This window comes from uncultured Gimesia sp. (assembly GCF_963976445.1).
Taxonomy (GTDB): domain Bacteria; phylum Planctomycetota; class Planctomycetia; order Planctomycetales; family Planctomycetaceae; genus Gimesia.
In genome coordinates, this window is the sequence record NZ_CAXBKP010000012.1 from 63326 (window position 1) to 82599 (window position 19274).

Sequence of the window (19274 nt, forward strand, 5' to 3'; positions counted from 1 at the left end):
ATAGACACTCTGACAGATTTGATGCTATCGTAGACTGTGTTTACCAGCAATTTCAGGTAGATTTTACCTGTTGGGCGAGAATGTTCTCTTCAGTAATTGTTGCCTGAGTTTCTTGCGTTTCTTTTTTTACCGTCGATGTACAGGACTGATAGATCAACGGAATCGCAAGGAGCGTGATGATCGTTCCCGCTAGCAGGCCACCGACCACAACACGGGCCATGGGGGCCTGCAATTCGCCTCCTTCGCCCCAGCCGAGGGCAATCGGCATCATTGCGAGAACGGTGGTGAGCGTGGTCATCAGAATCGGTCGGAATCGGCGGGTGGATGCCTGAAGAATCAAGTCGGTCAGCGGTTTTTCCGGAAAGCGTTTTCGTAATTGATTGATATAATCGACGAGTACGATCGCGTTGTTCACAACAATTCCTGAGAGAACCACGATGCCGATGAAAGATTGCACATTCAAGGTCGTGTCTGTGAACACAAACACCCAGATGACGCCGATCATTCCCAGTGGAACCGAGAATAAAATGTAAAACGGGTCTCGTAATGATTCATACTGAGACGCCATCACCATATACATCAGAATGATGGCGAGCACAAAACCCTGTTTCAGTGCGTTAAAACTTTTTTGCTGTTCTTCCCAGTCGCCGGCCACTCTGATGGAATACCCGGAAGGAATCTGGATGGAATTGAGGTGCTGTTCCAGCTCAGGAACGATACTGCCCAGATCTCTGCCTTCGACATCAGCAAACACGCGGAGCACTCGTTGCTGGTTGTGCCGTTCGATAACAACCGGTGCTTCATCGGTATCAAACCGCAGCAGGTTTTTCAGAGGAATCGTACGTCCGGTGGCAGTGGTCACGCCGACTTGTTGTACATCCGAAAGATGGTCACGGTCTTTCTCACGAAGGCGAACCACTACAGCGAATTCGTCCCCTTCCTCTCGATAGAGCGTGGCTTCAGTCCCCTGAATTGTGGTTTCCAGAGTCTGTGCGATATCCTGCACACTAATTTGGAGCAGCCCGGCCTTTTCCCGATCAATGGATGCGGTCAACTCCGGTCGTTTATCTGCGATTTCTGCTTCGACATTGATTAAGCCGGGAATCTGCTGCATGACTCCCACGACCTGATCGACAATTTTTTGTGAGAGTTCGAGATTGTGTCCTGCGACCTGGACGACGAGATCTCCGCTACCACTTCTGCTGATCATTCGCATCAACATCATCTCGGTTTGTGCTTTGACCTGGACTTTCATGCCGGGAATGGGGCCGATGGCATCATCGAGTGATTTGCGAATCTCTTCGATTCCCCGTTTTCGTTCGCTACGCGGTGAGAGCTTGATGCGTAATGTCGTGCGGTTCCAGCGGTCGGCGTCATCAGCACCATCGCCGATAAAAGAAGCCACGGCGACTGCTTCCGGAACAGATTGGATTGTTGCCTGCTCCAGAATACGTGTTTGCTGATCGAGCTTTTTGAGTTGAATGCCGGCTGCCATTCGCGAATATATATTGATGGCCCCCTCGTCTGTTTTGGGGAGAAACTCCGTTTTGATGCGCGGGGATAAGCCGAGTGTTGTTGTAAAACAGAGTAGCAACAGGAAGCTGGTGATGGTCGCGTGTTTTAGGCTGAAACTTAAAATTCGTGCATAAGCGCGTTCGAGTAACAGTAGAAATTTATAGTTCATACTATGGAATGCATCGATGATCGTAAACCAGGGTCTGGTCCAACGCGAGTGGACGACTTTTGTCTCATCAGGAATCCAGTATGCACTCATGACGGGAGTCAGTGTCAAACTGGCAAACAGGGAGCAGATCAGTGAGAAGGAAACTACCCATGCCAGCTGATGCAGCAGGATCCCGGTAGTGCCTTGGATAAAGACCAGAGGCAGGAAGATAATCAACGTCGTCAGCGTACTGGCGATGATTGCCGCCGAGACTTCTTCAGTGCCTTCGATGGCGGCGGTGATGGGGTCGACTCCCTCTTCCCGTTTACGGAAGATACTTTCCAGTACCACGATGGAATTATCGACCAGGAGGCCGACTCCCAAAGCCAGGCCGCCGAATGAGATGATATTCAGCGTAAATCCCTGGAAGTAGATCAGAATAAAGGTAGCCAGAACAGACAGCGGCATGCAGGTACCGATGACGAACATACTTCGGAAACTTCTCAGAAAGAGAATCAATACCAGAATCGCCAGGCCCATGCCGTAGAGCGCGGCTTCTTGAATATTAGCGATCGATTGTCTGATAAACTCGGATTTATCAACGCGGATACTCAGTTTGACATCGGGGATCGATTTGTTAACGCGCTCCATCTGCTTTTGTACCCGGTCGCTGACACTGATGGTATTGGCGCCGGATTGTTTATAGACATACAGCAGAATTCCCGGCTGTCCGTTCATGCGGGTGAGCTCGGTGCGTTCTTTTTCTCCATCGACGACTTCCGCGATATCCCGGACATGGACGGTTGCGCCGGCCACTTCCCGGACGACCGTGTCTTCAATTTGATCCAGGCTGGTGAATTCACCCTGACTGCGGATATGCAGGTTGAGGTTACCTTCCTCATAGTTTCCCGCAGGCTGATTGATATTCTCCTTTTTCAAAGCATTGATGACTTCGTTCACGCCCATATTCAGCGATTCGAGTTTGCTTCGATCGAGTTGGATCTGAATTTCACGCTCAATACCACCTCGCATGCGTAAGCGGGCCACGCCTTCCAGTTGTTCAAATTGAGGGATAATTTGATTTTCTGTCAGACGGGACAAGGTGATCGGATCGAGTTCGCTGTTCAAGCCGAGATAAATAATCGGGCTGTCGGCGACATCGAAGTGCCGGATATAGGGGTCTTCGGCTCCTTCGGGAAGTCTGTTTTTCAGTTTATTCAGCGCATCCCGAACTTCATTAATCGCTAAGGTTAGATCGGTGCCCCACTGAAATTGCAGCCGCACGGTGCTGCTGCCATCCATACTGCTGCTGAGAATATTCTCGACGCCAGAGACAGAACTGAGTGTCTGTTCGATGGGGCGTGTGATCAGCGTTTCTGCTTCACTAGGGCCTGCTCCCTTGTAGATCGTAATCACACTGACGCTGGGGTTCTGGACGTCGGGCATCAGGTCCACCGCCAGTTGCGATAAGGACACGCAACCCAACATGACCAGTACCAGAGAGGCCATGAGTGTTGTAATCGGGCGTTGGACTGCCAGTCGAGTCAAGGACATAAATGATTCTTCAATGATTAATCAGCGGGAATGCTGTCATACAGAAAATTCGATCAGCCTGATCACAAATTCGTTTTCTGTGGTATGGTTGACGGTGCTTGAAGAACCTCGTCCATGGGGACCTCAATCGGGGTGACCGTCTGGCCTTCATCAACCAGTCGATTTCCCAGTGTAATCACGAGATCTTCCGCATTAATTCCGGAAAGGATCTCGACCAGTTCACCGTCATTGATGCCGACCTCAATGTTCCGTCTTTCTGTGATCGGCGGGTTTCCACCAATGATAAATACTGCTGATCCCGGACCGTCTTTGCGGTGGGTCAGGGATGCGATGGGCAGGACATTGGTTTTATGACGGTGTTCGAATACGATTTGCACGCGAGCATGCATACCGGGTTTTAACGAGAAATCACTATTGGGGATTTCAATGTGGACAGCCGCGGTGCGAGTCTGGGGATCCAGAATGGGGGCTTTCCGTTTTACACGACCAGTAAATGTTTTGCCTGGGAAGGTGTCAACGGTGATTGCCGCCTTCTGCCCGATTTTGACATCTTCATAGTCTTTTTCGACGATGTGGACCACTGTCCGGACATTGTCCAGATTGACAATTTTCATGAGCGCGACATCGGGCTTGGCGAGATCGCCGATATCGACCAGGCGTTCGGCCAGAAATCCGTCGGTCGGAGCCAGGATTTTATTTTCCAGCAACCGCAGGCGGCTTTGTTCGAGGTCCGATTCTGCCTGTTCGACGCGTGCTTCTTCGAGCTCGGTCTGGGCTTCCTGGATGGCCATATTGGCAAGTGCCTCTTCCATCTGCTGTTTTGTGCTTACGCCTGATTTTTGCAGCACTAATAATCGCTGGTATGCTTTTTGGGCCAGTTCTTGTGAAGTGACCTGAGCTCTGAGCTGGGCTTTGGCCACGGTGAGTGCGGATTCGGATTTGCTGACCAGCTCCTGGTTTTCCGAATCATTCAGTTCGAGAATGACTTCACCAGCTTTGATCTGGTCGCCGACATCGAACGGCATCGATTTAATAAAGCCGCTGTAGCGTGTTCGTATTTCGACTTGCGAACCTGCTTCAAGATTACCAACAAGAGTGATTCGCTTTTCGAGATTCTTTTTGGTGGAGCGGGTCACTTGCACCGCGATGGGCTCAGTGATGATGGTTTTAGGGGCGGTTTTGATGTCTTCGAGAGACTGTTCATAAACAAACCAGCCAATCACCATGGCAATTGCCGTACAGGCTGGAGCAATCAGTACTTTCATCTTTTTGGTATCTCCGGTTGTGTGAACCGCAGCAAGGGCGTTTGTTCAATAGAATATCCATCGGATTGATTGCATATGCGATCAAACTTAAACTGAAGGAGTCTGGATATTTATTTATATAAGCCCCTGATTTATGACAGCAGAGAGGCCTCTGTTGTTCATTCAGGCAGGTCGACGTTATCGTAAAGATAAACTATTCGGTTTATTAGGAAGGTTCTATTCAGGCAGGATTGAAAGCTCGCAGGAGTAATCAACTCGGCCACTCTATTAGAACTATATCGGCTAGAGAATTCAAGATGTTTGTCTATCTGAGAGCTGTTGTTTAATTATTCTTTTGTTTGTGAAATCGTTACCGTCTGGTTCCTGTTATCAGGGGCAGTCTATGCTAAAATCCACACCTGCAGCTGAATTTTGCAACAATCGTTAGAAATTATTAATTTTTGATATTTTACACAGTGTGACAAACCTGTGAATTTGCTTTGAGAAGGGGAAACCAATGGATTTAATGAGTACGATTGCCGGTTCGATGATGGAAGGTTATTTCCCAGCCGGTTGGGATCTGACCAAGATTGATCAATGCATGAGTGCCGATCCGACCTCGATCACTGATCGCCAGTCCTGGTGGCACAAAGACTTTGAGCCCGTGATGTGTGGGAGTGTGACCGATTTCGATACGATTATGGGGCATGAAATTGCGTTAACGATTAAGCAGTCACGGGATGCTGGCGAGAAGCTGGCGTTAATTCTGCCCGTCGGACCGATGGGCATGTATCGCTGGGCCGTGTTCTTTCTTAAGGAATGGAATGTCTCCTGCGATCATGTTTATGGATTTAATATGGATGAATGGAGTGATGCCAACGGGAATACGTTACCCCCAAACAATCCGGGTGCCTTCCAGTATGCGATGCAGGAAGCCTTTTATGGTCCTCTGGGTGATTTGACGGTTCCGGAAAATCAAAGACATTTCGCGACGTCAGATGTGCTGCCGACCTATGCGGAAAAAATTGGTGAGCTGAAGTCAGCTGGCGCCAAGCTGGGTGTGATTTTTGGAATTGGTCGCGTCTGTCATATCGCGTTCTGGGAACCTCATTTTGCCGAAGAATTCAATTCGGAAGAGGAATGGAAAGCACAAACACACCGTATTGGTGCCAAACTGCATCCGCTGACGATTGAGCAAAATGCCGTCACGAGTTTCAAGAGTCGTACGACTCTGGTTCCCGCGTATGCCAATACGATTGGTCCTGGCTGTTTTCTGAACGCCGACAAGATCATTGGCGGTTGTGACGGAATTTTCTCCCGGGGCATGCAGTGGCAGGGGATGAGTGTCTGGATGACGTTACGACACGAACCAACCAGCTGGATTCCTTCGACCTACATGACGACTCAGCCGGGCCGTCTGATCATTTTGGATGAACTCGCCGGTCCGCTGACTGCTGAATGTAACTAGTGGAGTATCATTTTTAAATTTTGGGTTGATAGATATCACGAGAGTGCGACAGCGGAGCACGTAAACAACACCCCAACCCTCAATTCCTAGCTTGACAAAGCACTAGTTCCCCATTCGGTCGAGTCGATCAAAATAGAGAAGGGTAACCTCCTGTCAGTTTGAGGTTACCCTTTTTTCGTATTTCAGATTATCGTCGGCGTTTATTTCGCGGTCTGTTCCAGAACCAATTCATGGACGTAGATCGGCAGGGGGGGCTCGTAGTGAATTGAGAGGGCAATCGCATCACTGGGGCGACTGTCGATTTCGATCAATTTTCCATCCTGGTCAACACGTAGTACGGCAAAGTAGGTATGATCCTCCATATGTGTGATCACGATATCTTTGAGGATGCCCCCCAACGATTCGATGGTACTTTTCAAGAGGTCATGAGTTAAAGGACGCTGTGGGGCGAACTCCTGATTCACACGACGATCAATAGTGGTGGCTTCGAAAATTCCAATCAGGATCGGAAAGATACGCTCGCCATTCACTTCGCGCAGGTAAATCACCTGCTGATCACCAATCTCGCTGATAATAATACGAGACAACTCCATTTCAACTAGCAAGAGAACCTCCTGAGGTCAGTCCCTCTCAAACAGAGAGACGCGTCAACCAGAATGAGATTGAATATCGGGAATCAGAACGCCTGAATTCATTTATAAATTATTATAGACCGGAACAGACACGGACAACAGAAGCTCTACAAATCTGTTCCAGGAAAGTGCTACTACTGGTCGCCGAGCTGATCCATCGAATCCTGGACACTCTTTAACTGTTTCTGCAGACCGGCCAGAGTTTCCTTAACACCTTCCACCACGTCGGCAGGGGCTCGGTCTACAAAGCTTTTGTTCGCCAGCTTCTTTTTACTACCATCAATGTGTTTCTGTAGCTTCTCTGCTTCTGCCTGGAGTCGGGCGAGTTCGGCATCGAGATCAATAATCCCTTTCAATTCGATAAATCCGTCGACATCGTTTAAGGAAAACGTAGCGGATCCACCGGGACGCTGCACGTCAGCACCAGCCGATTCCAATAATGTTTTGGCTAGATTGTCGAACTGGCCGGCGACATTCTGCATATCATCGGCGACATTCGTTTCGCACCGCAAGAACATCTTCAGCGGTGTGGCAGGGGATATCTTGTAAACCGCGCGAATATTACGCACAGCAACGATCATTTCCTGCAGACGTTCAAAGCGTTTTTCGAGTTGTGAATCCTGCCAGCTTTGTGGAGGTTCCGGCCAGGGAGCAACCATGATGCTTTCTGCAGCCTGTTCCGGAGTGAATAAACCACGCTCCGGTGCAATTTCATTTAAGCGTTGCCAGAGTTCTTCTGCGATGAAGGGTACGAATGGCTGGAGCAAACGCAGCAGTGAATCGAGTACGCCGACAAGTACACGCTGGGCGACCGGTTTTTGCTTCTCATCCCATAGACGAGGCTTGATCATTTCCAGATACCAGTCGCAGAATTCATTCCAGGTGAAGTCGCGAATGGCGCGGGTAGCGACATCGAACTGATAGCGACCTAGGACGGTCGTCATTTCTTCGGCGACACTGGAAAGACGGCTTAAGATCCAGCGGTCTTCCATCGTCAAATCATTTTCATCGATCGGAGCAGGGGTGTAACCTTCCAGGTTCAGCATCGCGAAGCGGCTGGCATTCCAGAGTTTATTACAGAAGTTTCTGCCATACTCAAAACGCTCACTCACAATGCGTGCGACCTTTTCGCCTGGATCCGGATCAAACCAGGGGCTTGTGTACTGATACGATTTTCCACTCTTCGGAAACTTGATGCGTGGTTTCTCGCCACCGGCGGGAATCGTTGTCTGATGTTCCAGTGTCTGCGGAACGACTTCACCGGTTTCCGGATCTTCATAGCCCACAGGCAGTCGGACGTCCTGAGTTTCACCGGCGAAAGACGCGATCGTAAATCGGACCGCGTCCACGCCGTACTTGTCGATCAGGTCCATCGGGTCGACGCCGTTTCCTTTGGATTTGGACATGGTCTGTCCGAACCCATCCAGGATTTTCGGATGAATACAAACATGTCGGAACGGTACATCGCCCATGTTATACAGGCCAGCTAGTACCATGCGGGCGACCCAGAGCGTGATGATATCACGACTGGTAACGAGCACGTCGCCGGGGTAAAAATAATCCAGATCCGGATTCTTATCGGGCCATCCCAGAGTGGCGTGCGGCCACAAGGCACTGCTGAACCAGGTGTCGAGTACATCGTCGTCTTGAACTAATTGATGTTCTGAGCCCAGCTCATCGCCGGTCAGATCGGTTTCACTGCAGATCAACCAGCGGGTGTCTGCATCATCGCGGCGGAAGCTGATATCGTATCGATCGCCAAATGCCTGATTGAGGTCTGCTTCGGAGCAGGTTTCACAATACCAGATCGGAATTTGGTGTCCCCACCAGAGTTGACGGCTGATACACCAGTCCCGTTTTTCTTTGAGCCAGTCGAGATAGGTTTTTGAATAACGGCTGGGAAAGAAGCGAACGCGTCCATCCTCGACCGCATCGATGGCCGATTGTGCGAGCGTATCCATTTTTACGAACCATTGATCGGAGAGATATGGTTCAATCGGTGTTTTTGAGCGGTCGCTGTGTTTGACGGGAATCTGCCGATCTTCGACCTCAATGAAGTATCCCAGCTTGTCCATATCTGCGACGACTTTTTTGCGTGCTTCGTAGCGGTCAAGCCCCTCATAGTCGCCGGTGACTTCGTTCATGCTGCCATCGGGATTGAGGATGTTGATCATTTCCAGATCGTTGCGTAACCCGCAGGCATAGTCATTCGGATCATGTGCGGGAGTAACTTTAACGGCACCGGTTCCCAGTTCTTTATCCGCCAGCAGCGCGTCGGCGATGATCGGAATTTCACGACCGTTTAAAGGGATTCGCACTTTTTTCCCCACCAGATGCGTATAGCGTTCATCAGAAGGATGTACGCAGACGGCGGTATCGCCGAGCATGGTTTCAGGGCGCGTGGTGGAAAACGAAATCCGTTCGTCACTGTCGACCACCGGATATTGGAAGGTCCAGAATTGACCGGCGATGTCTTCTGAAAAGACTTCATCATCGGCGACTGCGGTCTGCAGGAACGGGTCCCAGTTCACCAGGCGTTGTCCGCGATAAATCAGACCGTCAGAAAAGAGTTTCAGGAATGTACGGCGGACTGCTTTAGAGCACATCTCATCGAGCGTGAAGCGCGTCCGTTCCCAGTCGCAACTGGCGCCCATTTCTCTCATCTGATTTAAGATCCGTTTTTCGTACTGGTCTTTCCAGTTCCAGATCCGTTTTACTAACGCGTCGCGGCCGATGTCGTGGCGTGTGAGATTTTCTTCTTCCTTCATCCGCCGTTCGACGACCGCCTGAGTTGCGATGCCTGCGTGGTCGGTTCCGGGCATCCAGAGGGCTTCACAGCCTTGCATGCGGCGCCAGCGGGTAATCAGATCCTGCAGTGTGCCGTTCAGCGCGTGCCCCATGTGCAGCGCCCCGGTGACGTTGGGGAGCGGGATCATGATCGTGTGTGGTTGTTTTTCCGGGTTGGGTTCGGCGTGGAAATAGCCTTTTTCTTCCCAGTATTGATACCACTTCTGTTGTGCACTCGCAGGGTTATACTGTTTTTCAAGCGATTCGGTCATGAGTTCTGGTTGGGTCTTAAATTCAAAGGCCTGATTTGCAGGAGAAAATTCCATCAACAACGGAACAAGTGTGCTAGACCAGCTACAAAATGCGACCGATCAGACTCAGATATAGCAAAAATGAGCGTTGCGGGCATTGTAGATGCTGGGGGTTTCTACATTCTAGTCGAAAAAAGTTCCTTCATCCTTATAGAGCTTGTATTCGACGCTGTCAGCTAGTGCCAGCCAGCTGGCTTCGATCACGTTTTCACTGACACCAATGCTGCTCCAGACGTCGTGTTCATCTTTACTTTCGATGACCACACGTACGCTGGCAGCGGTGCCTTCTGCCGAGTTGATGACGCGCACTTTATAATCGACCAGATGCATCTTTTCGAGGGCTGGATACGCAGGGCAGAGGGCTTTTCGCAGTGCCGTATCCAGTGCGTTCACCGGACCATCTCCTTCGCCAACCACATGTTCCTGTTCTCCGTTCACAACCAGTTTGATGGTGGCTTCGGTAAGTGGTTCGTGGGTAGCGTCAGATTCGACATTCACACGATAGTGCATCTTTTCAAAGTGTGGTTTAAAGGTTCCGGCCACTTTTTTGACGAGCAGATCAAAAGAGGCTTCGGCGGCTTCAAACTGATAGCCTACATTTTCCAGGTCTTGAACTTTTTCCAGGATTTTCGTGAGCAGTTCAGGGTCGTTATCGAGCTTATATTTGGTCGTTTTGGCAACGATGTTCGAACGACCGGAAAGTTCGCTGACCAGGACTTTTCGTTGATTGCCGACCACTTCCGGCTCGATATGTTCGTAACTTTTGGCAATGCGATTGACCGCGTGGACGTGCATGCCACCTTTATGGGCAAACGCACTGCTGCCGACAAAAGGCTGACTGGACCGGAAATTCATATTGGCTAATTCGTAAACATAGCGCGAGAGCTCAGTCAGTTTATGCAGATTGTTATCCAGCAGGACCGAATACTCTTCTTTTTTGGTGACCAGGTTGGCAATCACGCTGATCAGGTCGGCATTGCCGCAACGCTCGCCGATTCCGTTGATAGTTCCCTGAACCTGGATCACACCATGATTCACGGCTGCTAATGAGTTGGCGGTAGCCAGATCACAGTCGTTATGGCAATGAATTCCGAGTGGCGTTTTCAGTTCGCTATGCACGAGATCAACATATTTCGTGATGACTTCGGGCAGGCTCCCACCATTTGTATCACAGGGGATGATGATGTCTGCGCCGGCGTCTGCAGCGGCTTTGATTGTTTTCAAGGCGTATTCCGGGTTGGCGCGAAAACCGTCAAAGAAGTGCTCGGCATCGTAGATGACTTCACGACCGCAGGATTTGATGAAGGCGACGGAGTCGGCGATCATCGCGAGATTTTCTTCAAGCGAGACCCGCAGAACTTCGGTGACGTGCAGATCCCAGGTTTTGCCGACAATGGTGACGACAGGGGCTTGTGAATCGCGGAGTGCCTGCATGCCGACGTCGTCTTTGGCGTGGATCTCCTTGCGGCGCGTCATGCCGAATGCGGTCACTTTGGCGTGTTTCAGATCCATTTCTGCCACACGTTGGAAATACTCGGTGTCTTTCGGATTGGAAAGGGGATAGCCGCCCTCGATGAAGTCGAAGCCCATTTCATCGAGCTTTGCGGTAATTTGCAGCTTATCTTCCAATGAGAAGTTAACACCTTCTCCCTGGCTGCCATCCCGCAAAGTGGTGTCATACATCTGAATTCGGGCCATCGTAGGGGCTTTCTTTTACTGTTAAAATTGAAGAATCGTTGATCGCGTCTGTCCTGAAATTCGAAATCACTCTGAAACGATCTCCTGTTATTCTCTTCAGGTTATCGTGTGTCAATCCTTGATGTGTCTTAGTGAATGCAATAAAAAAACCTCAGGTTGTGACCTGAGGTTATGAAAATCTGTTAAATTGGTAATGATCCTCAAGTCATTGGGAGTCTGTAATTTCGCAAATAATAATAATGCTGCTAATGCAGACAGTATTTGAAACAGACACCATGGACCAGAAAGCCTTCAATTTAGATAATTAATTTAGTGAGAGATGTTCCTCTGCGAAGATCATAAGCAGAGTGGCTGTGGTAGTCAAACGAAATCCTGACTTCCATGCTCTTTTCAAGCGAGATTCCGAACAGAGCAGGGGAGAATCAGAGGTTAGACGAATTCTTCTTCGAATTCTTCTTCGCCGTAATCGTCTTCGAATTCATTCTGTTTTGCGGATTCCCATTCATCGATTGTGTACAAGACTTCACGTGCTTGTGATCCATTGTATTCGCCGACGATGCCATCTTCGGCCATGTAGTCGATCAAACGGGCACCACGTCCGTAACCCACGCCGAGGGCACGTTGCAGCAGAGAAACAGATCCACGACCTTCGCGAATCACAACTTCAACCGCGTCGTTGTACAGACTGTCTTCTTTACGGTCAGAATCGCCTTCGTTGTTTTTCTTCGAGTTGGCTGAAGTGATTCGAGCCAGTTCCGGACTGTATTCTGGTTCCATATCGCTGAAGAAGTCGATCACGTTTTCGATTTCTTCATCGCTGACATAGGCACCTTGAGCGCGGGTCAGTGTACTGGTTCCCGGCGCGAGATAAAGCATATCGCCGTTACCGAGCAGGGCATCTGCTCCGTTTTCATCCAGAACAACCCGGCTATCGCCGCGACTGGCAACCTGGAACGAAATGCGGGCAGGCAGGTTCGATTTAATCAAACCGGTAATCACGTCAACAGTTGGTTTTTGAGTTGCCAAGACAAGGTGAATTCCGACGGCTCGCGATTTTTGTGCGAGGCGAATAATGTGTGCTTCCACATCTTTCCCCGAGGTCATCATCATGTCTGCAATTTCGTCAGCGACAATGACTATCGAAGGCATTTTTTCCGGCATCTGCAGGGCTTCGTCCGATTCTGGATCAATGCCCGCCAGTTCCAGTTTTTTATCTTTTCCGAGTTTGTTGAAGCTCTCAATGTTTCGGGAGCCACAACGTGCCAGCAAATCGTAGCGTTCTTCCATCTGATCTACGGCCCACGCTAGAACGGCTTCCGCTTTTTTCATGTCGGTAATCACGGGATGCATTAAATGGGGGATACGTTTGTAGCCGCTCAATTCGACCATTTTCGGATCGATCATCAACATTTTGACTTCGTTGGGGGTGCGTGTCATTAACAGAGAGAGAATCAATGTATTCAGGCAGACACTTTTACCCGTTCCCGTACGACCGGCGATTAATAAGTGAGGCAGTTTGGCCAGGTCGGCGGTCAGAGGGCGGCCACTGACATCTTTACCCATGAAGAGGGGGATGCGACTGTTTTCTGCTTCGTCAGAGCAGGCTTCAATCAGCTCTTTCAAACGCACCATGACTTGTTTTTCGTTGGGAACTTCGACACCAACCGTATTTTTTCCGGGTATCGAAGGAACCACACGGACAGAAGGAACACGCAGTGCGACAGCCAGATCATGCGCCAGAGCGGTGACTTTCGCGACTCGTAAACCAGGTTTCAAGTCGAGTTCGAATAGTGTTAACACCGGTCCGGTATCGATTTCTGAAACTTGAATATCCAGACCAAAGTCAGCGAAGGTGTTTTCCAGAATCTCGGCTGCTTCTTCCGCTTTTTTGGCTAACATTTCAAACGGGAAAGCTTCTGCCTCTTCCAGGAGTTCTAACCCGGGCAGTTTATACGTGCTGTTTTTTTTTTGCTCAATGGGTTTGTTATTCCGCGCCAGGCGAATGCCGGCCGGTGGATTAACTTTGATCGGCTTGCGTTTTTTTGCTTTTTTCGATTTAGATTTAGGAGCAGTGACGACGACTTCTTCTTCGTATTCTTCTTCCTCATCTTCAGCGACAACGTCTTCTTCTTCCTCTTCATATTCTTCTTCACCTTCTTCATCCACTTCAGAAGGTTCACGGCTCAAGGCTCGGAAAGGAAAGGTGAGGCAGGAGAAAAGGATTCGTACCGGCAGTGTATCGGCAGTTAATAACAGTCCGGCGAAGAACATGGATGCCAGCAGGACTAACGAACCAGCGACTGAAAATTTGGATTCCAGTAATGAGAAGCCGAGCGCACCAATATAACCGCCGCTTCCAATTAAGGGAGTGGCGCTGTTGTTGCCAAGCATCATCTGGCTGACGATACAGACTGAGATGAGAATCAGGCTCAGACCAAAGAGTTCTACTATAACCCCGGCGGCTTGTTGACGGGAGAACATGCGCATATCGACAACGATGAACGCCAGCAAAATGCCCCAGGCACCGATTCCAAGTCCGGATCGGAGGAGATGAGCGATCTGAGCGCCTGACGTTCCACACAGGTTTTGAGCGACATCGCGAACAGGGTAGACGAGTTGCGCAGGTGGATCGGCGGGATCGTAGCTGAACAGACTCAGTCCGAGAAAGACTGTGACCGCGAGTAATCCCAGCGCGATGAGATCTGTTTTGAATCGATGAATGTCGATCATGGTGACCAACCTACAAATCTATCTATTAAAGTTTTCGTTTGTATTTCAAAAAGGGGAATCAACAGCGCGCAAAGCGGACGCAAAAAAAACGTTGTTTTAGTGGGGATCATTCAGCTTCGAGTGAAAAACTGTTCCCGACTGAGACTAAACCCAAGAACGTCAACAGACGGGAACGTTTTCACGACTAAGTGTCTCAATGGGGGGGCATTGAGACGTACCAAACAAAAGTATGGATTCTGCTAAATGTTGATTTCCTTAACTACTCAAACCTAGCACACGAATGGGAGGGGTGTCGGAAAAAGTCAACAAACGGTGTTTCGTTTTTGCCACAGGAGTGGGGAAAGGTCGGGTTAGTGAACCCAGTCGATGCTGTACGGGCCGGTTGATTCAGTATGTAACGATGATACCGATTAACGGATATTCTGACTTACGGGCCCATAACACAGAGATGACACCTGATGGTTTCAGGTGACTTATTTGCCAGCAGCAATATGTTCCTGGATCCAGGCGATCAGGGAATCAGCGACCTGTACTTTTTGACCAGAATAGGTCGCGACAGTTTCCTGACTATGGTCGATGACTTCGACATGGTTTTCCGTGGACCCGATGGCGCTGACGCTGTTGAGTACAATGGCATCACATTTTTTACTGTAGAGTTTACGAACGGCATTGAACCGTGCGTCCTGGGACTCGAGGGCAAACCCCATGACCCAGCGGTCTCCTTTTTGTGTGCCTAACTCCGCGAGCACATCAATGGTCTCCACGAGCTCGAGTGTGATGGCTTCTCCGGTTTTGGCAATTTTACCGGGTTTGCGGGTTTTGATGCGATAATCGCAGACAGCCGCTGTTCCGATCACGCCATCACAGTCAGCGAACAGTTTCTCACATTGCTCAAACATCTCATCGGTTGTTTCAACCGGGTAGATCTCACACCCTGCGGGGGGAGAGAGTTTGACCGGGCCGGAAACCAGAGCGACTTGATGACCAGCCTGGATTGCAGAGCGGGCCAAAGCGTATCCCATCTGGCCGCTGCTGGCATTGGATAGATAACGGACATCGTCCAGATATTCTCGTGTCGGGCCCGCAGTGATGAGAATTCGCATGTTATTTATTCACGTCCTGGGAGTCGAAACTGGCTGGAGTCATTGCGTCTCAGCCCAAGATTTCTTCAATTCGGGTTAAGATGTCTGCCGGTTCAGCCATACGGCCTTTTCCGACCACGCCGCAACTGAGCCAGCCTTCTCCCGGTTCCACAATCTGAATTCCATCTGTTTTGAGCTGTTCCAGGTTGCGTTGTACGGCCGGTTTGGCCCACATTTCTGCATTCATTGCAGGAGCCAGCAGAATCGGGGTGGGGCAGGTTAGCGTCAGTGTGGAGAGCAGGTCGTCGGCAAAGCCGTGGGCCATCTGCGCGATGACATTGGCCGTTGCCGGTGCGATCACAAAGAGTTCGGCTCGCTTTACCAGGCCGATGTGTTCTCCCTGAAAATGTTCCTGTGGTGAAAACACACCCTGGTAGACCGGGCGCCCGGTAAGTGCTTCAAAGGTGGTGGCGCCAATAAACTTTTGAGCCGCCTGTGTCATCACGACACTAACGGCTGCTCCTTTCTGGACCAGTTTACTGGTGAGGTCAGCCGCTTTGTACGCGGCAATTCCTCCAGAAACCCCTAATAGAATTTCACGCCCCTGCATGAGTCAATTTCCGAGCAAACGAATCTGGTTTGATTAGGGAGCCAGATCTTCCAGTGAAGGACCTGCATCGTCGTATTCGATGCCTTCCAGTGGACTGACTTCTTCTTCCACGATGGCGACTTCGCCAGATTGATCGAGATAGATTTTGTCTTCCATGATTTCCCGGACGACGACTTCCATATGATTTTTCGTCGGTAAATCAACCAGAGGTCTTGCGCCTCGGTTGAGGGCGACGATTCGTTTTTGAATCAGTGACGACAATTTGAATCGACCGCCGACTTTGTTGACGATTTCTTCTTCTTTAAATTCTTCTAACATTAATTTCTTGCTCCCGTTGTTTCAGGATAGTGCCAATTTCAGTGACAGCTCGATCCAGTTCGTCATTAATAATGACATGGCTATAATGTTTGGCCTGTTCCAATTCTTTCCGAATTGTTGCCAGCCGTTTTTCGATAACTTCTTCTGACTCTGTGCCTCGACTCCGAATGCGCTTTTCGTATTCCTCATCGGAGGATGTTCTGATAAAGAGTGTGATGGCTTGAGGGAACTGTTCTTTCAGTTTCAGGGTTCCCTGAACATCAATTTCCAGAAACGGCCAGCCGCCCTCTTTGGCAGCCCGATCCACTTCCGATTTTAACGTACCATACCAGTATCCCAACCCATGAACCTGTTCGCATTCCAGTAATTCGTTGTTTTGTCGCCGTTCTTCAAATGCTTCCTGCGTCAGGAAGTAATAGTCCTCGCCGTCCACTTCACCTTTTCGTCTCGGTCGGGTTGTTGCTGAGATTGCTTTGATCAGCTTAACTGGAGACTCCTGCATCAGCCGATTGACAATCGTCGTTTTTCCACTGGCCGTAGGTCCAGAGAGCACAATGATCGGAATTTCTGGTTGTGTGTCTGCTTGAGGTTCGGGCACTTTACAAAGCTCCAGAGTGATCGTTGTATCGTCTCAGTCTTTTGTTTTTAGGGGACAATGGAATATTCTATTCAACGTTCTGGACGTTTTCTCGGATTTTTTCGACCGCCAGTTTCATATCAATCACAGCATGGGAAATTTCCACATCGTTGGCTTTGGAGCCAATGGTATTGATTTCACGAAACATTTCCTGCACCAGGAATTCCAGTTTTTTCCCTTGTGAAGTTTTGCCTGTGATGATCGTATCGAATTGTTCCAGGTGACATTGAAGTCGCGTGATTTCTTCGTTGATATCGCAGCGGTCTGCAAACAGGCTGACTTCGCGAATCAGGCTATCGGGATCGAATTCGACTTCCTGATCTTGCAGCAGGTCGCTCAGTCTTTGATGCAGGCGATCGCGGTAGCTGGTAACGACGAGCGGGGCTTTCTGTTTGACGACATCCAGTTGATCACAGATGATCTGGTTGCTGGTCAGCAGGTCGGCCTGAGCTGACTCGCCTTCCTTTTTGCGGAATTCAGTGAGCTCTATGAGGGCTCCCTGGATCGCCTGTTCAATCAGAGACCAGTCGGCTTCCGGATTATGTGATCGAGAGTAATTATCAATGGCTGCACCTGGCAGAGAAAGCAGGCTGTTAAGATTGTCAGGCAGAGGCAGGTGACAGACTTCGGTGAGGTGCTTCAGCTGTGACCAGTATTGCTGAATTACCTTTTCATCCAGCAGATAGTCGCTCGTGCGATTCAGACTATCGATTTTCAGCGTCAGGTTAACCGTTCCGCGCGTAATCGAACCTCGCAATAACTTTTCAATTTGACTGCCAAGTTTTGCGTAAAAATCCGGGTATCGGGTCGATATTTTCAGGTAACGGTTGTTAACAGTTCGTATTTCTGCCTGGACCGAGATCCGGTCGTCTTCAGCAGTCGAACTTCCAAAACCAGTCATGCCTAGCAGCACAACACACTCTTTTCTGTCTAACAGGAATGTTTGGAGGTTAAGAGAACAGTCTCTTGGTTGAGTATTTTTCGATGTTTGCCAGACAGACTAATTTGGTTTTGTTTCTGGCTTGGTTGTTTCAGCCTTGGTTGCCTCAGGCTTAGCAGGAGCTTCCTGTTTTTTATCTGCTTTTTTCGATTCAGGTGCCGGTGTCTCTACTGGTTTTGCAGACTCGGTCTTTTCTTCTTTCGCTGGTGCTTCAGGAATGTCTGTTTTAAATGGCGACTTCTCTGATTTATCATCCTCAAGAATCGGTGATTCTTTTTCAGGATCCGTAGTGCTGGCACCTTCTATAATCGCATCTTTACCGCCTGAGTATTTCCCAGAGCTGGCTCGTGTTGCGATTCCGGAAACCCCTGCCAGGATTACCCAGATGATGGCCATGACGACTGTGATTTTGGTAAAGACATCACCGGCTTTGGTACCTAGTGCACTCTGCCCGCCAGCACCACCAAATGCACCGGCCAATCCACCACCACGTCCTTTTTGCAGTAGGATAATGACGATCAGAAGTAAGCCGAAGATCATTAACAGAGTCATCAAAACGGTGGCGAGGTCCAAAATGGCTGCAAACAACATTATGTCATCCTAATTGGCTATAGAACATCCAGCGAACGAGCAGGCTCCGTAAGGAGAGTTGCTTGTTACGATAGTGAGTAAGAATAGCGGTATCATACAGTAGTGTCATACGATCTGTAAATCGATCCTGCAATACGAGTGCAGGTGAATCGAGATAAATTGACCGCTTTCAGTTAACCAGCTGATAATTCAGCGGCGGCCTGAATAATGGGAATGAACAGGTCTGGCTTGAGGCTGGCCCCGCCAACCAGTGCGCCATCGACGTTCTCCTGAGAGAGGAGTTCTTTGGCGTTATCCGGTTTTACACTACCGCCATACAGAATCCGGGTGGAATCTGCAATCTCAGCAGAATAGTGTTCTTTAAGCCAGTTTCGCAGGTATTGATGAGCTGATTCCGCTTGATCGGGAGTCGCGGTTAAGCCTGTGCCGATGGCCCAGACTGGTTCATAGGCAACGACGATCTGATCAAACGCAGCAGCGTCAACTCCTTCGAGGCCACCTGTCATCTGGGTATTCAGGACAGCATCAGTCTGTTCGGATTCGCGTTCGCTTTGAAGCTCACCCACGCAGAGAATGACCTGCAATCCCGCGTCAAGGGCCTTTTTGACTTTCAAATTGATGTTGGCGTCAGTTTCCTTGAGGATATGACGTCGCTCGCTGTGCCCTAAAATTACAGAACGGCATCCGATATCGGTGAGCATTTCTGTTGCTGTTTCCCCTGTGTAGGCTCCTGGTGCTTCTTGATAGCAGTTTTGAGCGCCAAAACCGACACCTGAGCCATTTACGATATCGCCGACTGTGGTCAGGTAGGGAAAGGGGGGGCAGACCAGAACTTCGACCGCTTGGTTCTCTTCTGGGACTTCAGTGACCAGAGCTTTTGCTAATTGTGCACCGGATTCTTTGGTTGTATTCATTTTCCAGTTACCAGCTACAAGAAAGCGACGCATAATTCATCCTGTAATTAAAGAATGTGAAAGGGTTTGTGTTTCTCGTACTTCACTAATTCTCT

Annotated in this window: 14 protein-coding genes; 1 reads left to right on the forward strand and 13 read right to left on the reverse strand. The window is 49.6% G+C overall.

The window, feature by feature from the left end:
• Positions 1-52 precede the first annotated feature (52 nt).
• Together AAC022_RS14750 and AAC022_RS14755 are read right to left on the reverse strand one after the other, a co-directional pair.
• On the reverse strand, positions 53-3217 hold the full coding sequence (locus tag AAC022_RS14750) for an efflux RND transporter permease subunit (RefSeq protein WP_339732096.1): 3165 nt from the start codon (positions 3215-3217) through the stop codon (positions 53-55).
• A 62-nt stretch (positions 3218-3279) separates the two neighbouring features.
• The gene (locus AAC022_RS14755) at positions 3280-4482 is read right to left on the reverse strand and encodes an efflux RND transporter periplasmic adaptor subunit (protein WP_339732098.1); all 1203 of its coding nucleotides are present in this window, start codon (positions 4480-4482) and stop codon (positions 3280-3282) included.
• Between the two features lie 496 nt (positions 4483-4978).
• On the opposite strand from AAC022_RS14755, the gene AAC022_RS14760 reads away from it, so the two are divergent.
• Positions 4979-5929: a glucosamine-6-phosphate isomerase gene (locus AAC022_RS14760; protein WP_339732100.1), complete on the forward strand. Its 951-nt coding sequence runs from the start codon at positions 4979-4981 to the stop codon at positions 5927-5929.
• A gap of 200 nt (positions 5930-6129) precedes the next feature.
• On the opposite strand, the gene AAC022_RS14765 is transcribed toward AAC022_RS14760, so the two are convergent.
• The 11 genes from AAC022_RS14765 to tpiA form a co-directional block, all read right to left on the reverse strand.
• Positions 6130-6534 carry a bifunctional nuclease family protein gene (locus AAC022_RS14765; RefSeq protein ID WP_339732101.1) on the reverse strand — a complete coding sequence of 135 codons (405 nt, stop codon included), beginning with the start codon at positions 6532-6534 and terminating at the stop codon, positions 6130-6132.
• Between the two features lie 161 nt (positions 6535-6695).
• Positions 6696-9620 carry a valine--tRNA ligase gene (locus AAC022_RS14770; RefSeq protein WP_339732102.1) on the reverse strand — a complete coding sequence of 975 codons (2925 nt, stop codon included), beginning with the start codon at positions 9618-9620 and terminating at the stop codon, positions 6696-6698.
• 162 nt (positions 9621-9782) lie between these two features.
• The gene (cimA, locus tag AAC022_RS14775) at positions 9783-11357 is read right to left on the reverse strand and encodes a citramalate synthase (RefSeq protein ID WP_339732104.1); all 1575 of its coding nucleotides are present in this window, start codon (positions 11355-11357) and stop codon (positions 9783-9785) included.
• A gap of 429 nt (positions 11358-11786) precedes the next feature.
• Entirely contained in the window at positions 11787-14087 is a 2301-nt protein-coding gene (locus AAC022_RS14780; RefSeq protein ID WP_339732105.1) for a DNA translocase FtsK 4TM domain-containing protein, read from the reverse strand.
• A gap of 473 nt (positions 14088-14560) precedes the next feature.
• Positions 14561-15190 carry a phosphopantothenoylcysteine decarboxylase gene (locus tag AAC022_RS14785; protein WP_339732106.1) on the reverse strand — a complete coding sequence of 210 codons (630 nt, stop codon included), beginning with the start codon at positions 15188-15190 and terminating at the stop codon, positions 14561-14563.
• Between the two features lie 49 nt (positions 15191-15239).
• On the reverse strand, positions 15240-15779 hold the full coding sequence (coaBC, locus tag AAC022_RS14790) for a bifunctional phosphopantothenoylcysteine decarboxylase/phosphopantothenate--cysteine ligase CoaBC (RefSeq protein WP_339732108.1): 540 nt from the start codon (positions 15777-15779) through the stop codon (positions 15240-15242).
• 33 nt (positions 15780-15812) lie between these two features.
• Positions 15813-16097: a DNA-directed RNA polymerase subunit omega gene (locus AAC022_RS14795; protein ID WP_339732109.1), complete on the reverse strand. Its 285-nt coding sequence runs from the start codon at positions 16095-16097 to the stop codon at positions 15813-15815.
• Positions 16081-16695, reverse strand: a complete 615-nt coding sequence (gmk, locus tag AAC022_RS14800) for a guanylate kinase (RefSeq protein ID WP_339732111.1) — start codon at positions 16693-16695, stop codon at positions 16081-16083. The genes AAC022_RS14795 and gmk overlap by 17 nt, the downstream gene beginning before the upstream one ends.
• A 67-nt stretch (positions 16696-16762) precedes the next feature.
• Positions 16763-17647: a YicC/YloC family endoribonuclease gene (locus tag AAC022_RS14805; protein ID WP_339732112.1), complete on the reverse strand. Its 885-nt coding sequence runs from the start codon at positions 17645-17647 to the stop codon at positions 16763-16765.
• 87 nt (positions 17648-17734) lie between these two features.
• A complete protein-coding gene (gene secG / locus AAC022_RS14810) occupies positions 17735-18265 on the reverse strand; it encodes a preprotein translocase subunit SecG (protein ID WP_339732114.1) in 531 nt (176 codons plus the stop codon).
• A gap of 173 nt (positions 18266-18438) precedes the next feature.
• Complete coding sequence (gene tpiA, locus AAC022_RS14815; protein ID WP_339732116.1) at positions 18439-19212, reverse strand: triose-phosphate isomerase; 774 nt, start codon at positions 19210-19212, stop codon at positions 18439-18441.
• Positions 19213-19274: the final 62 nt, after the last annotated feature.

Coding starts and splice junctions, on each gene's coding strand:
- AAC022_RS14750 (WP_339732096.1), bottom strand. CDS start 3,217: ATGTCCTTGACTCGACTGGCAGTCCAACGCCCGATTACAACACTCATG.
- AAC022_RS14755 (WP_339732098.1), bottom strand. CDS start 4,482: ATGAAAGTACTGATTGCTCCAGCCTGTACGGCAATTGCCATGGTGATT.
- AAC022_RS14760 (WP_339732100.1), top strand. CDS start 4,979: ATGGATTTAATGAGTACGATTGCCGGTTCGATGATGGAAGGTTATTTC.
- AAC022_RS14770 (WP_339732102.1), bottom strand. CDS start 9,620: ATGACCGAATCGCTTGAAAAACAGTATAACCCTGCGAGTGCACAACAG.
- cimA (WP_339732104.1), bottom strand. CDS start 11,357: ATGGCCCGAATTCAGATGTATGACACCACTTTGCGGGATGGCAGCCAG.
- AAC022_RS14780 (WP_339732105.1), bottom strand. CDS start 14,087: ATGATCGACATTCATCGATTCAAAACAGATCTCATCGCGCTGGGATTA.
- AAC022_RS14785 (WP_339732106.1), bottom strand. CDS start 15,190: ATGCGAATTCTCATCACTGCGGGCCCGACACGAGAATATCTGGACGAT.
- coaBC (WP_339732108.1), bottom strand. CDS start 15,779: ATGCAGGGGCGTGAAATTCTATTAGGGGTTTCTGGAGGAATTGCCGCG.
- AAC022_RS14795 (WP_339732109.1), bottom strand. CDS start 16,097: ATGTTAGAAGAATTTAAAGAAGAAGAAATCGTCAACAAAGTCGGCGGT.
- secG (WP_339732114.1), bottom strand. CDS start 18,265: ATGTTGTTTGCAGCCATTTTGGACCTCGCCACCGTTTTGATGACTCTG.
- tpiA (WP_339732116.1), bottom strand. CDS start 19,212: ATGCGTCGCTTTCTTGTAGCTGGTAACTGGAAAATGAATACAACCAAA.